The sequence below is a fragment of the Micromonospora sp. L5 genome (genome assembly GCF_000177655.2).
Classification (GTDB): domain Bacteria; phylum Actinomycetota; class Actinomycetes; order Mycobacteriales; family Micromonosporaceae; genus Micromonospora; species Micromonospora aurantiaca.
In genome coordinates this window covers 2,888,373-2,900,591 of sequence record NC_014815.1, presented here as the reverse complement: position 1 = coordinate 2,900,591, position 12,219 = coordinate 2,888,373, and the positions used below count along the sequence as shown (strand labels likewise).

The window sequence follows — 12,219 nt, the reverse complement described above, 5'->3', positions numbered from 1 at the left end:
GGATCAGGACTCCTTGACCGCGATGGTCTCGACGGTGTTGGCGACGTGCTCGAAGGCGTCGCAGGCGGCCTCCAGCTCGTCGGCCACCTCCTTCATCTTGAGCACCGTGAGCGCGTCGTACTCACCGGAGAAGAGGCGGACCAGCAGCATCCGGTACGCCTGGTCGCCGTCGTTCTCGAGCCGGTTGCACTCGATCCAGTAGTCCTCGAGATCCTTCATCGACTTCAGCCGGGGCATCGCCTCGGCGGTGAGCTTGGCCTGCAGGTCGAGCACGTTGACCAGCTCGTGCAGCTCGCGCGGGAGCGACGGGAGCTTGGTCAGGCCGTACAGGTAGAGCAGGTTGCCGACCGCCTCCAGGTGGTCCATCACGTCGTCGAGCAGCGAGCCCAGCCGGTAGATGTCCTCCCGGTCGAACGGCGTGATGAACGTGGAGTTGATCTTCTTGTACAGCTCGTGCGTGATCTGGTCGCTGTCGTGCTCGATGTCGGTCAGCCGCTCGCTGATCGACTGCACGTCGGCACCGGGCAGACCCAGCTCGTTGAGCAGTTCGGTCCCCTTCACCAGGTTCTGCGCGGCCCTGGTGAAGAGCTCGTAGAAAGCGCCCTCGGTGGGACGGAAGGAAAACTTCACAGCACGGACCTCGTCGTGTCGGTGGAAGGGTGGCCGTCGCCCCCCGGGCGTCTGCTCTGCGCATGCTAGGGACCGCGCCGAACCCACTTTCGATCGGCCCACCCCTGGTCAGGCCCGATTCACCGCTCGTTCACCTTCCGTTCACCTGATCACGGACGGCGCTGGCTCCGTAACCGGTCACGCTCCCGTTCGACGTCGAAATCGGCAGGCGGATACCCCAGATCCAACCCGCCGAACGTCTCCCGCAGCAGGTGGGCGACCGCCCAGTCCCGGTACCACTTGCGGTCCGCCGGCACCACGAACCAGGGCGCGGCGTCCGTGCCACAACGCTCCAGAGCCTCGGTGTACGCGTCCTGGTAGTCGCCCCAGCGTGCCCGGGTGTCCAGGTCGCTGGGGTTGAACTTCCAGAACTTCGTCGGGTCGGTGAGCCGCTCCATGAGTCGCTCGCCCTGCTCGGCGTACGAGATGTGCAGCATGACCTTCACCACTGTGACCGCCTGCTCGGTCAGTTCCCGCTCGAAGTCGTTGATGATCGCGTACCGGGACCGCCAGGTCGCCTCGTCGACCAGCCCTTCGACCCGGGCGATGAGCACGTCCTCGTAGTGGGAGCGGTTGAACACGCCCACGTACCCGGGTGGCGGCAGCGCCCGGCGTACCCGCCACAGGAAGTCGTGCCGCAACTCCTCCTCGGTCGGCGGCCCGAACGAGCGGATGTGCAACCCGAGCGGGTTCATCGCGCCCGCCACCCGCTTGACCGTGCCGTCCTTGCCGCCGCAGTCCATCGCCTGGAGCACCAGCAGCACCCGGCGCGGCCGGTCGCCGTCCAGCCCCGCGTCCGCCTGCGCCGGCGCGCTGGTGGCGCCGCCCGGCCCGGCGGCGCCCTGCGCGGAGGCGTACAGCATCTCCTGCTGCCGCCCCAGTTCCGCGCCGATCAGCTCGACCTGGGCCCGTGCCCACTCCTTGCGCGCCGGCCCGTGCCCGGCCGCCACCGGAAGCCCCGGCGTCGACCGGGGATCGACAGCCGCCAGATCGACAGCGCCCGGCCCCACCCGAAGCAGTTCCCGCATAGGCCCGCCGACGGGCCCCACCACCTCACTCATCCCCCGATCCTCACCCCCGGAGCCGTTCCCCGCCCGCCCCGCTCCGTCGATCTTGCAGTTGCGGCCCCTGGTATGCCCGGAAAGCACCGTTTGCCGGGGCGGCAAGTGCAAGACGCTTCTATGTCTGTGGTGATCGGTTCGGCTGATTGCCGTTAGGGTTCGGCGTTGGTGATCACTTGGGTGGCTCTTCGTTGATCCGGCCGCCTGTGGTGTGGGTGTGCCTTGTGCAAGACCTGTCCCCGGGTGATCGTCGGCGCCGGCCCGGCCCACCCTGCTGGCCTGATCAGAAGCCTGCCCGTGCGAGCACACGTGGCCCATCACAGATTTGCCGCCGAGGTGATGTCTTCCCGAGCCGACGCCGACTGTCCCGGTCGTCGCTGGCAAAGGAGCAACAATCCGAGATGAGAAGGATCGTAGAACGGGTCGCGGATCGCTATGACGTGGTGGTGGGGGTCGATACTCACACCGATACGCATACCGCCGCCGTGGTGGACCGACTCGGTGGGGTGTTGGCGCAGGTCACGGTGTCCACTGACCCGGACGGGTTGAGCCGGTTGTTGGCCTTCGCCGTCGCGCACACCCCACCGCAGGGGCGCCGGTTGTGGGCGGTGGAGGGCACCCGGTCACACGGGCAAGGGCTGTGCCGGCTGCTGACCGCTGCTGACGAACCCGTCTGCGAGGCACCCAAGCCCCCCGCTGCGGCCCGTCGTCGGGGCGGCAAGTCCGACCAGCTGGACGCGGTCGCCGCCGCCCATACGGTGCTGGCGCTGCCCGCTGAGCGCATCGCCGTGCCCCGCAGCGACGGCCCACGCGAGGCCCTGCGTCTGCTGCTGATCTGCCGCCGGCACCACACCGATGCCCGCACCGCCGCGGTCAACCTGGTCAAAGCGTTGATCCTGACCGCTGACGACACTCTGCGCGAGGCGCTACGCGGGCTGTCCACCACCATCCAGATCGCCCGCCTGGCCGCCCTCGAACTGCCCGAAACCACCGCCCTGCCCTGCGAGGAACACACCCGCCGCCGCGAACTGGTCACCCTCGCCCGGCACATCCACATCCTCGACGCCACACTGGCCGACAACCACCAGCGCCTACGAGCCCTCGTCACCGAACTGTGCCCGCCCCTGCTCGACCAACCCGGAGTCGGACCCGTCACCGCCGCGATCGCCCTCACCGCCTGGTCCCACCCCGGCCGCGTCCGCTCAGAAGCCGCCTACGCCACCCTCGCCGGCGCCGCCCCCATCCCCGTGGCCAGCGGCCGCACCGACCGACACCGCCTCAACCGCGGCGGCGACAGAACCCTCAACAGCGCCCTGCACACCATCGCCCTGACCCGCCGACGCATCCACCCCGAAACACGCGACTACATCACCCGACGCCACGCCGAAGGCCGCACCACCAGAGAAATCACCCGCTGCCTCAAGCGCTACATCGCCCGACAGCTCTACCGCACCATCACCACCCACCACCAAACCCCTTGACAACCCCACTCACAGATCGGCGAGGGTGGGCGGGTGCCGCCGAGGGCGGGCGGGTGCCGTGACGGGCGGTGGGGCGGGAGAATGAGGGGGTGGACGAGCTTGCGGGGGAGTTCGAGGCGGAACGAGGGCGTCTCCTGGCGGTGGCGCAGCGGATGCTGGGCAGCCGCAGCGAGGCCGAGGACGCGGTGCAGGAGACCTGGCTTCGCTTCTCCGGCGCGCTGAGCGACCCGGAAGAGCGCGCCCGCGTACGCGATCTGCGGGGCTGGCTCATCACCACCTGTTCCCGGATCTGCCTGGACGTGCTCCGCTCCGCCCGGGTGCGCCGGGAGGCGTACCCGGGTCAGTGGCTCCCCGAGCCGGTGGTGACAGCGGCGCCGGCGGCGGACGGGTTCGCGCCCGACCCGGCCGAGCGGGCGGTACGGGCCGACCAGCTCGGCACCGCGCTGCTGGTGGTGCTGGAGCGGCTGACGCCGGAGCAGCGGGTGGCGTTCGTGCTGCACGACGTGTTCGCGGTGCCGTTCTCCGACGTGGCGGACGTGCTCGCGGTGACACCGGAGGCGGCCCGTCAGCTGGCGTCGCGCGCCCGCCGGGCGGTGCACGGGCCGGACGCGCCCCGGCACAGCGCCGACCTGGCCGAGCAGCGGCGGGTGCTCGCCGCGTTCGCCGCCGCGGTGGAGTCGGGTGAGCTGGAGCAGCTGGTCCGCGTGCTCGCCCCGGACGTGGTGTCGATCGGCGACGCCGGCGGCCACTTCCCGGCCGGTCGCCGGCCGGTGGTCGGTGTGGAGTCGGTCGGCCGCCTGCTGCTCGGCCTCTACGCCCAGGCCCGGCAGCGGGGTGGCCTGCGCGGACGCCCGGTGCTGGTGGACGGCACGCTGGGATGGCAGACGGAGTTCTTCCACCGGGACGGGCGAACCATTCGGATGGTCACCTCGTTCGCGATCCACGAGGGGCGGGTCACCGGCGTGTTCAACCAGCTCAACCCGGCCAAGGTCGGCGAGCTGCCGCCGCTGGGGCCGGACGCCGTCTGGCCGCCGCGCTGGTGAGCCGGCTCAGACCACCAGTGCGAGCCACTTCCGGTACGACGTGGCGAACGGCTCGGTGCCGTCGCCGAGCGCGCCGAGCAGCCAGCGGGACGCGGCCTCGGCCTCGGTGACCACGTCGTCCGGGTAGCCCCAGCGGGCCCGGTGCACGGCGAACTCGTCCTCGTCGCGCAGCTCGACCAGGCCGGTCTCACGGCGGCGCACCACGTCCAGGTCGAGGTCGATCAGGTGGACCGTCTCCTCACCCTCCCAGCGGGCCGGGGTGGCGATGTCGCAGTAGACCTCGCTGGTGCGCGGCGGCGGGTTGAACATGCCGGTCCACCACCCGTGGTGCGGCACCAGCAGGACGAACGGGATCTGCTCGACCGACGGGCGGCCGTGGTAGACGGACTCGGTGCCGGCGGGCACGCCGAGCCAGACGCCGAGATCGTCCTCGGCGAGCCGGCGGGCCGGGTAGTCGCGGTGTGCGCTGCCGTCGTACTTGCGGTAGATCACGCGGACCACATCGCTCGGCATGCCTGGCACCCTAACCGATTCCGGCCACGCCACGCGATCGGGAGGTAACCGGACGCGACCCGCCGTCCCGCCACGCCGTCGGAGCGGCCGGACCGCCGTCGGTGCCGGCGGGTACGGTCGCACGGTGACCCCGTCCCGCACCGCCACCGGCCCGGCCGTCCCGAAGAAGCGCCGCAAGGGCCGCGCCGGTGCCGGGGAGTTGCTGACCGCCGCGGTGGGCGCGGTTCCGGGTGGCGCGGCCCGGCCGGGTCAGCAGCAGATGGCCGAGGCGATCGAGCGCAGCATCGCCTCCGGCGAGCATCTGCTGGTGCAGGCCGGGACCGGCACCGGCAAGTCCCTGGCGTACCTCGCTCCGGCGCTCACAGTGGACGGGCCGGTGGTGGTCTCCACCGCCACACTGGCGTTGCAGTCCCAGCTCGTCGAGCACGACCTGCCGAGGCTGGCCGACGCGGTCGAGCCGGTGCTGGGCCGCCGTCCCACCTTCGCCGTGCTGAAGGGCCGTCACCACTACCTGTGCCTGGCCCGGCTGGACAGCTCGGTCGAGGACGAGCCGGACGACGCGCTGTTCGACGCGCCGCACTCCGGCAACGGCGGCACCAAGTGGCTCGGTGAGGCGGGCCGGCTGGGCAAGCAGGTGCAGCGGCTGCGCGACTGGGCCGAGGAGACCGCCACCGGCGACCGCGACGAGCTGGATCCGGGCGTGGACGACCAGGTGTGGCGCAGCGTCTCCATGCCGGCCCGGGAGTGCGTGGGCGCCAGCCGCTGCCCGTTCGGGCAGGAGTGCTTCGCGGAGGCGTCCCGGGCACGCGCCCGCGAGGCCGACATCGTGGTCACCAACCACAGCCTGCTCGCCGTCGACATGCTCGCCGGGCGGCACATCGTGCCGCCGCACAGGCTGCTCGTGGTGGACGAGGCGCACGAACTGGCCGACCGGGTCTCGTCGGCCGCCCAGGCCGAGCTGGTGCCGGAGCTGATCGACAGGTCCACCCGGCGGGCGCGGCCCCTGCTGCGCCCGGACGTGGCCGAACGGCTCACCGAGGCCGGTGACGCGCTCGCCGTGGGGCTGGCCGAGGCGCCGGCCGGGCGGCTCACCGCCGGTCTGCCGCCCGCGCTGCGCGAGGCGTGCACGTTGCTGGACTCGGCGACCCGGGCCGCGCTGGAGGGGATCGGCGACGTGAAGGCCGACGACCCCGATCCGGTACGCAAGCAGCAGGCCAAGGCCGTGCTGGACGAGCTGTCCACCACCGCCCAGCGGCTGCTGGAGGAGGCCGACCACGACGTCGCCTGGGTCGAGAAGCCGGACAACGGCAGCCGCCGGGCGCTCGTCGTCGCGCCGCTGTCGGTGGCGGGCACGCTCGCCACCCACCTGTACGACGAGCGCACAGTGGTCGCCACCTCGGCCACACTGGCGCTGGGCGGCCGCTTCGACACCGTGGCCCGGGCGCTGGGGCTGGACGCGCCTCCGCCCGCCCCGCCGTCACCGGCCGCCGCCGCGATCGCCACCGCTGCCGCCGCGGGCCGTTCCCCGGTCACGCCGGTGGCCGCCGCCGAGGGCAGCCGCGCGTCGGTCGGCACCGTCCCGGCGACCGAAGGGCCGGGCTGGAGTTCGCTCGACGTCGGCTCGCCGTTCGACTACGCCCGGCAGGGCATCCTGTACGTCGCCGCGCATCTCCCCCGCCCCAGCGTCTCCGGGTTGCCCGGACCGGCAGGTGAGGAGCTGCTGGCGCTGGTCGAGGCGCTCGGTGGTCGTACCCTCGGGCTCTTCTCGTCGCGACGGGCCGCGCAGCAGGCCGCGGAACTGGTCCGCGCGCGGACCGACCTGCCGGTGCTGCTCCAGGGCGAGGAGGCGCTGCCGCTGCTGGTGCGCCGGTTCCGCGAGGTGCGGGAGAGCTGCCTGTTCGGGGTGATGTCGCTCTGGCAGGGGGTGGACGTGCCGGGCGACGCCTGCCAGCTCGTGGTGATCGACAGGTTGCCGTTCCCCCGTCCGGACGAGCCGCTCGCGGCGGCGCGGGCGGCGGCTGTGGACGCCGGTGGCGGCTCGGGTTTCGCGGCGGTGAGCGTGCCGATCGCGGCGGTCCGGCTGGCCCAGGGTGTCGGCCGGCTGATCCGGGCCACCGGCGACCGGGGCGTGGTGGCGGTGCTCGACTCGCGGCTGGAGACGGCGCGCGGGTACGGCCCGTTCCTGCGCCGGTCGCTGCCGCCGTTCTGGTACACCACCCGGCCGGAGGTGGCCCGGGGCGCGTTGGAACGGCTCGCCAAGAGCTGACGCCCGCGTCTCCCCGGGCGGGGTGACGCGGGCGTCGGCGGATCGTGCCTGGTCAGGGCGCCTGGGAGGCGACCACCACCGCGTCCGGCGGGGTGTCCGGCACGGTACGCGCGGCGAGCCGGCGCACCGCGGTGTTGAGGACGGCGATCAGCGGCACCGCGACCAGCGCACCGGCGATGCCGGCGAGCACCACGCCGGCGGCGATGCCGATGATCACGGCGAGCGGGTGGATGGCCACCGCCCGGCCCATGATCAGCGGCTGGAGCACGTGGCCCTCGACCTGCTGCACGCCGATCACCGCGCCCAGGATGATCAGGGCGGTCACCGGGCCGCTGTCGACGAGCGCCACCAGCACGGCCACCACGCCGGACAGGAACGCGCCGACGATCGGGATGAACGCGCCCAGGAAGACCAGCGCGGCCAGCGGGAACGCGAACGGGATGTCGAACAGCACCAGGAAGATGCCGATGCCGACCGCGTCGATGAACGCCACGAGGACGGTGGCCCGCACGTACGCGCCGAGCGTCGCCCAGGACGCGCGACCGGCGTCGTCGACCTTCCAGCGGGCGGCCACCGGCAGCAGCCGGACCAGGAACCGCCAGATGTTGTTGCCGTCGCGCAGGAAGAAGAACGTGGCGAACAGGACCAGGACGGTGCCGGTGAGCACCTCGGCGAGCGTGGCGGCGGTGCTTATCGCACCGCTGGTGAACCGCTCGGTGTTGCCGTTGATCCAGTTCTGCGCCTCGTCGATGTAGCGGTTGAGCTGGCTGTCGGACAGGTGCAGCGGGCCGGTCTTGAACCAGTCCTGGATCTGCCGGACGCCCTCGGAGGACTTCTGGCTCAGCTCCGGTACGCCCTTGATGAACTCGTTGACCACGAGCGTGAGCGTGCCGACGACAGCGGCCAGGCCGCCGACCAGCACCACTGCTGTCGCCAGCGAGCGGGGCAGCCGGGCCCGGAGCAGCCAGCCGACCGCCGGGGCGAGCAGCGCGGAGAGCAGCAGCGCGACGGTCAACGGGATGATCACGATGCTGATGGTGCCGACGATCCTGAGCAGGGCCCAGGTCACGATGCCGATCACGATCAGGCGCCAGCACCACGCGGCGGCGATGCGCAGCGCGTGCGGCACCTCCGTGTCGTCCCGGCTCACAGTCGAGGAGTGCAACGCCGCCGGCGACGCCGCGCCCACGACCACCGCCTCCGGCGCGGCGGGTGGCCCCGGCGCGGCGGGCGAGGCCACTCCGGCGTCCCCGGTGTCCGCGGCGGCCCGCCGGGTCCGGGCCGCCTCCCGGCCCGACTCGTACGCGCGGCGGAGCCGTCCGCGCATCCGCTCGAAGCGGCTCAAGCGCACCTCCGGCAAAATCAGCCCCACCAGGTCGCAGGGGGCACAGGATACGTCCGTACGCCCCACCCTAGGGCGACTCGGCCACACATTGCCCGCCCGGCGCTCTCGCCAACCACGCCGGAATCGACCGACGGGCACGCGGTAGCGTCTTCGCGTGACCGCCGACCAGAGTCTCGACGCCGGGCTGCCGATCCGCCTGCTGCACGACCGCGTGCTGGTGCGTACCGAGGGTGCGGAGGGGGAACGCCGCTCCACCGCCGGCATCGTGATCCCCGCGACGGCAGCCGTGGGCAAGCGGCTGGCCTGGGCCACGGCGGTCGGCGTGGGGCCGAACGTCCGCGCGATAGTGGCCGGTGACCGGGTGCTGTTCGACCCGGACGACCGCTCCGAGGTCGAGTTGCACGGACGGGCGTACGTGCTGCTGCGCGAGCGGGACGTGCACGCCGTGGCGGCCGAGCGGGTGGAGAGCACCGCCGCCGGCTCCACCGGTCTCTACCTGTAGGTCCTTACCTGTTGCGGCGCTCCGGTGCCGGTCGCTCTGCGGCGGTGCTGTTTGCGGCGCTGCCCGGCGGGAAGCCCAGGCACCTCAGCGCGCCCTGGGGAGGGACACCATGCCGGTAGTGATCAAAAAGATCCTCGCCTGGGGATTCCTTGCGTTCCTGATCTACTTCATGGCGTTCCGGCCGGACGGCGCGGCGCAGGTGTTCAAGGGCATCGGCGGCGCGCTGATGGCCATCGCCCAGGGGCTCGGCGACTTCCTGACCGGCCTGATGAGCTGACCGGCGCCCCCGACTAGCCGGCCGGTCTCAGCGCCCGGGATGCCAGGGCGCGCCCGGGTCGTGCCAGCCGCCCGGGCCGTGCCCGGCACCCGGGCCGCCGTGCCAGCCGGCCGGGCCGTGACCGCCCGGGCCGCCGTGCCAGCCGCCCGGTCCGTGACCGCCCTGCGGGAAGGCGGGCGGCTGGGCCAGCACCACCGGGATCGGCACCACCGGGTCGTCCGGCGCCTCGACCGGGCGCTGCGAACCGTCCGGGAACCGCAGGTGGTAGCGCTGACCGTCCCAGACCCCGACCGGCGCCTGCGGGTCGCGACCGACGAAGAACGACCGGTACGCGGTGATCGCGTCCAGCAGCTCCCGTTCCTCCCGTGCCGTCCGCTCCCGCTCCTCCGGCTTGCGGTCCAGCCCTCGGCGCATCCCGTCGCGCAGCAGCGCCAGGCGGGTCGCGGCGAACTGGTAGCCGCGCATCGCGCGTACCCCGCCGTCACCGGCGACCCGCCGTGCCCAGGTGCGCGCCGCGTGCCGGCGGCCCAGGCTGCCCAGCGCCGCCACCTCGGGCGGGGTGAGCCAGCCCGCGCGGACGTAGTCGGGCAGCGTGCGCTCGGTCAGCCGGCCCTCCCAGGCGCGCAGCCAGACCGCCAGCCCGACCATCGCGAAGAAGATCGGCACCATCACGCCGATGTAGCCGTAGAGCACGATCACCACCTCCCCGGTGGCCTGGGCCAGCGAGGGCAGCAGGTTCCAGGTGCCGTGCAGGATCATCGCCAGCAGCAGCCCGGCGAGCGGCGCGAGCACCCGCACGCGCCGGTCGGCGGTACGCGCGGCGACGCCCAGCCCGACGCCGGTCATCGACGTGAACAGCGGGTGGGCGAAGCCGAACAGCAGGATCCGGACGATGAAGATCGCGATCACCTGCTGCGCGCCGGTGGCCGGGCCGTACTCGTCGGCGCCGGCGCGGTAGCCGTGCCCGCCCAGGTAGAGGATGTTCTCCACCATGGCGAAGCCGACCGCGGAGAGCCCGCAGTAGACCAGGCCGTCGGTGATCCCGGAGAACTCCCGCCGCCGGAAGATCAGCACCAGGAGCGGACCGGCCGCCTTGGTCAGCTCCTCGATGAACGGCGCGACCAGCACCGCGGTCAGCGCGACCGGCAGCCCTCGGTCCTCGAACAGCCCCGCGCTGGCCGTGTTCACCAGCAGCGAGATCGCGGTGGAGACGAAGGCGCCCCAGGCGAAGCAGAAGATCAGATACTTCAGCGGCTCCGGCTCGTAACGGTCGAGCCAGAGGAAGCAGAAGACCAGCACCGGCACCGGCAGGATCGCCGCGATCACGCCGATCAGCAGCGCCTCGGCGCCCAGGCTCTCGCCGAGCGAGAACACCATGAACAGCGCACCGGCCGCGATCAGCAGCACCACGCCGGCCAGCACCAGGAAGCGCCGCCAGCCGAGCCGGCGCAGCGGCATCCGGGGCGTCGGCGCCCCCGGCGGGGCGGCGGGCGCATGCGGTGGCGGCGGGGCTGCGCCGGGCGGGGTGTCGGCCATGCGGTCAGCGTAGTCACCTGCGACCCACTGGTCCGGTCGCATCGTGAGGGCTATGCTCCCGAACAGGTCACGAGCGCCAGCGTCAAGCCCCGGCTTGCTGGCCGGCAACCCTCGTCGAGGTTCGCGGTGGGGTGCCCCGGGTGATGACCGGGCCCGGTGCCGCTCCGCGCGCCGGGCAAGCGCGGACCCCGTCCCGGCACCACCTGGGGTCCTGTGACCCGGGAGGCTCCGGCATGACCGTCACCCTCGTACCCTCGCTGCCCGTGCTGCCCGCGCCGGTCCGGCCCGACCCGCTCGGCGTGCTCGGCGTACCGGGGGAGATCAACCTGGACCACGCCGCCAGCGCGCCGTGCGCGCGGGCCGCGGCCGACGCGGTGGCCGGGCTTCTTCCCTGGTACGCGAGCGTGCACCGCGGCGCGGGCGCGCTGTCGCGACGCTGCACACTGGCGTACGAGCGGGCCCGGCAGACGGTCGGCGACTTCCTCGGCGCCCGCCCCGACGACCACGTGATCTTCACCCGGAACACCACCGACGCGCTGAACCTGCTGGCCCGGGCGCTGCCCGCCGGCACCACCGTGATCACGTTCTGCGCCGAGCACCACGCCAACCTGCTGCCCTGGCCGCGCGGCTCGGTACGGCTGCCGGTCCCGGACAGCCCGGCCGGAGCGGTACGGTCCCTCGCGGCGGCGCTCGGCGAACTCACCCGCGACGCCCGGCCCGGCCTGCCCGTGCTGGTCGCGGTCACCGGCGCCGGCAACGTCACCGGCGAGTGCTGGCCGGTCGCCGAGCTGGCTCGGGTGGCCCACCGGCACGGCGCCCGCATCCTGGTCGACGCCGCGCAGCTCGCCCCGCACGCCCCGGTCGACCTGACCGCGCTGGACGTGGACTATGTGGCCCTGTCCGGGCACAAGCTGTACGCCCCGTTCGGCGCGGGCGTGCTGGCCGGGCGCGCGGACTGGCTGGACGCGGCCCCGCCGTACCTGGCCGGAGGCGGCGCCACCAGCCACGTCGGCGCCGCGACGCACGAGGTGCGCTGGACGACCGGCCCGGCCCGGCACGAGGCCGGCACCCCGAACCTGCTGGGTGCGGTGGCGCTCGCCGCTGTCTGCGAGGCGCTCGGCGCGGCCGACCGGGACGCGCTGCACGCCCGGGAACAGGCGCTGCTGGCCCGGCTGCGTACCGGCCTGGCCGCGCTGCCGGACGTGGTGGAGCTGCGCATGTTCTCCCCCGACGCGCCCCGGGTGGGCATCGTCAGCTTCGTGGTCGCCGGACGGGACTCCGCCGAGGTGGCCGCCCACCTGGCGAGCCGGCACCGGATCGGGGTACGCGACGGCCTGTTCTGCGCGCACCCGCTGACCCGGCGTCTGCTGGCCGAGGCCGCCGCCCGTACCGGCCGCACCGACCTGCCCCCGACCGCCCTGCGCGCCAGCCTCGGCCTGGGCACCACAGAGCCGGAGGTAGACACCCTCCTGACCGCCCTGACCCACCTCCCCTAGCTCTCTCCCCACCGCACCTCGAGCGGTGAT

At 73.3% G+C, this 12,219-nt stretch carries 11 protein-coding genes and 1 riboswitch; of the genes, 6 read left to right on the top strand and 5 right to left on the bottom strand.

Going from position 1 to position 12,219, the window contains the following annotated elements; all coding sequences use genetic code 11:
• Positions 1–3: 3 nt before the first annotated feature.
• Both ML5_RS13790 and ML5_RS13785 read right to left on the bottom strand, forming a co-directional pair.
• On the bottom strand, positions 4–630 hold the full coding sequence (locus ML5_RS13790) for a DUF47 domain-containing protein (protein ID WP_013288834.1): 627 nt from the start codon (positions 628–630) through the stop codon (positions 4–6).
• 149 nt (positions 631–779) lie between these two features.
• On the bottom strand, positions 780–1,730 hold the full coding sequence (locus ML5_RS13785; protein ID WP_013475099.1) for a PPK2 family polyphosphate kinase: 951 nt from the start codon (positions 1,728–1,730) through the stop codon (positions 780–782).
• 401 nt (positions 1,731–2,131) lie between these two features.
• Here ML5_RS13785 and ML5_RS13780 point away from each other — a divergent pair, with 401 nt between their 5' ends.
• Together ML5_RS13780 and sigJ are read left to right on the top strand one after the other, a co-directional pair.
• A complete protein-coding gene (locus ML5_RS13780) occupies positions 2,132–3,211 on the top strand; it encodes an IS110 family transposase (protein ID WP_013473518.1) in 1,080 nt (359 codons plus the stop codon).
• Between the two features lie 89 nt (positions 3,212–3,300).
• The gene (gene sigJ, locus ML5_RS13775) at positions 3,301–4,254 is read left to right on the top strand and encodes an RNA polymerase sigma factor SigJ (protein WP_013475098.1); all 954 of its coding nucleotides are present in this window, start codon (positions 3,301–3,303) and stop codon (positions 4,252–4,254) included.
• Positions 4,255–4,260: 6 nt separating this feature from the next.
• Here the strand turns inward: sigJ and ML5_RS13770 are convergent, their stop codons facing one another.
• Positions 4,261–4,767: a DUF402 domain-containing protein gene (locus ML5_RS13770; RefSeq protein ID WP_013288837.1), complete on the bottom strand. Its 507-nt coding sequence runs from the start codon at positions 4,765–4,767 to the stop codon at positions 4,261–4,263.
• Positions 4,768–4,891: 124 nt separating this feature from the next.
• Here ML5_RS13770 and ML5_RS13765 point away from each other — a divergent pair, with 124 nt between their 5' ends.
• A complete protein-coding gene (locus tag ML5_RS13765) occupies positions 4,892–7,033 on the top strand; it encodes an ATP-dependent DNA helicase (RefSeq protein ID WP_013288838.1) in 2,142 nt (713 codons plus the stop codon).
• Positions 7,034–7,085: 52 nt separating this feature from the next.
• Here the strand turns inward: ML5_RS13765 and ML5_RS13760 are convergent, their stop codons facing one another.
• Positions 7,086–8,360: an AI-2E family transporter gene (locus ML5_RS13760; RefSeq protein ID WP_030272135.1), complete on the bottom strand. Its 1,275-nt coding sequence runs from the start codon at positions 8,358–8,360 to the stop codon at positions 7,086–7,088.
• 172 nt (positions 8,361–8,532) lie between these two features.
• Between ML5_RS13760 and ML5_RS13755 the strand changes: the two genes are divergently transcribed.
• Entirely contained in the window at positions 8,533–8,880 is a 348-nt protein-coding gene (locus ML5_RS13755) for a co-chaperone GroES (RefSeq protein ID WP_013288840.1), read from the top strand.
• Between the two features lie 118 nt (positions 8,881–8,998).
• Positions 8,999–9,157, top strand: coding sequence for a hypothetical protein (locus ML5_RS32345; RefSeq protein WP_162881441.1), 159 nt, complete (start codon positions 8,999–9,001; stop codon positions 9,155–9,157).
• A 27-nt stretch (positions 9,158–9,184) separates the two neighbouring features.
• Here ML5_RS32345 and ML5_RS13750 read toward each other — a convergent pair whose 3' ends face one another.
• Complete coding sequence (locus ML5_RS13750; protein ID WP_201766726.1) at positions 9,185–10,735, bottom strand: PrsW family intramembrane metalloprotease; 1,551 nt, start codon at positions 10,733–10,735, stop codon at positions 9,185–9,187.
• Between the two features lie 23 nt (positions 10,736–10,758).
• Positions 10,759–10,881, top strand: a riboswitch (SAM riboswitch).
• A gap of 45 nt (positions 10,882–10,926) precedes the next feature.
• Between ML5_RS13750 and ML5_RS13745 the strand changes: the two genes are divergently transcribed.
• The gene (locus tag ML5_RS13745; RefSeq protein WP_013475095.1) at positions 10,927–12,189 is read left to right on the top strand and encodes an aminotransferase class V-fold PLP-dependent enzyme; all 1,263 of its coding nucleotides are present in this window, start codon (positions 10,927–10,929) and stop codon (positions 12,187–12,189) included.
• Positions 12,190–12,219: the final 30 nt, after the last annotated feature.

Bases quoted from the DNA above. Each gene is read 5' to 3' on its own strand.
- ML5_RS13785 (WP_013475099.1), bottom strand. From the start codon at position 1,730: ATGAGTGAGGTGGTGGGGCCCGTCGGCGGGCCTATGCGGGAACTGCTT.
- ML5_RS13780 (WP_013473518.1), top strand. From the start codon at position 2,132: ATGAGAAGGATCGTAGAACGGGTCGCGGATCGCTATGACGTGGTGGTG.
- ML5_RS13770 (WP_013288837.1), bottom strand. From the start codon at position 4,767: ATGCCGAGCGATGTGGTCCGCGTGATCTACCGCAAGTACGACGGCAGC.
- ML5_RS13760 (WP_030272135.1), bottom strand. From the start codon at position 8,360: ATGCGCGGACGGCTCCGCCGCGCGTACGAGTCGGGCCGGGAGGCGGCC.
- ML5_RS13750 (WP_201766726.1), bottom strand. From the start codon at position 10,735: ATGCGACCGGACCAGTGGGTCGCAGGTGACTACGCTGACCGCATGGCC.
- ML5_RS13745 (WP_013475095.1), top strand. From the start codon at position 10,927: ATGACCGTCACCCTCGTACCCTCGCTGCCCGTGCTGCCCGCGCCGGTC.